Origin of the sequence: Microcoleus sp. S36b_A4 (genome assembly GCF_036700645.1) — a bacterium.
In the GTDB taxonomy this organism is placed as follows: Bacteria; Cyanobacteriota; Cyanobacteriia; order Cyanobacteriales; family Microcoleaceae; genus Microcoleus.
Map to the genome: position 1 here is coordinate 1 of NZ_JAUBPI010000183.1, position 970 is coordinate 970.

The following is a 970-nucleotide window of genomic DNA, read 5'->3' on the forward strand; positions in this document are numbered from 1 at the left end:
CACTTTACTATTGAGCGCGCGATCAAATAACCCAGGCCACGTAACACGCGGGCGATATATTCAGCAAGCCCTAATTAGACTTCAAGCTCTTTCTGAAGTTCTCTAATTGCATTTTGTGCATCCCTGTATGAATCGGTATTTCCCTGTTGCTGATACAACTTAGAGGCTTTCTGAAAATCATTTATTGCTCCCTGTATATCTCGCTGTTGGTTCCGGACAAGAGCCCGATTGTAGTAAGCATCAGCATCGTTAGGATCGAGGCGGATAGCTTCGTTGAAATCGGCTAGTGCACCTTGTATATCTCCCAGTTCATCGCGGAGCAGAGCCCGATTGAAGTAAGCAAAAGTATACTTAGGATTGAGGCGAATAGCTTCGTTGTAGTCGGCGATTGCACCCTGTATATCTCCCTGGTTATAGCGGAAATCACCCCGATTGTAGTAAGCATCAGCATACTTAGGAGCGAGACGAATAGCTTCGTTGTAGTCGGCAATTGCACCTTGTATATCTCCCTGTTGTAAGCGAATAAAACCGCGATAGTTGTAACCCTTAGCATCATTAGGATCGAGGCGAATAAACTCGTTAAAATCGGCTATGGCACCCTGTATATCTCCCTCGTCATAGCGGAAATAACCCCGATTTCCGTAAACTTTACCATAGCTAGGATTGAGGCGAATAGCTTCGTTGTAGTCAGCGACCGTACCCTGTTTATCTCCCTGTTGTGATCGAACAAAACCGCGATTGCTGTAAGCTTCAGGATCGTTAGGAGCGAGGCGAATAGCTTCGTTGTAGTCGGTGATTGCACCTTGTATATCTCCCTGTTGCGCTCGCACAAAACCGCGATAGTTGTAAGCCTTAGCCTCGTTAGGATTGAGGCGAATAGCTTCGTTGTAATCGGTTAGTGCACCCTGTAAATCTCCCTGGTCATAGCGAACAATACCCCGATTGTAGTAAGCATCAGCATAGCTAGGAT

At 46.2% G+C, this 970-nt stretch carries 1 protein-coding gene; it reads right to left on the reverse strand.

Features of this window, described 5'->3' with window-relative positions:
* Positions 1–74: 74 nt before the first annotated feature.
* On the reverse strand, positions 75–970 hold an 896-nt coding region (locus tag QUA03_RS28425; protein WP_333217009.1), incomplete at its 5' end, for a tetratricopeptide repeat protein.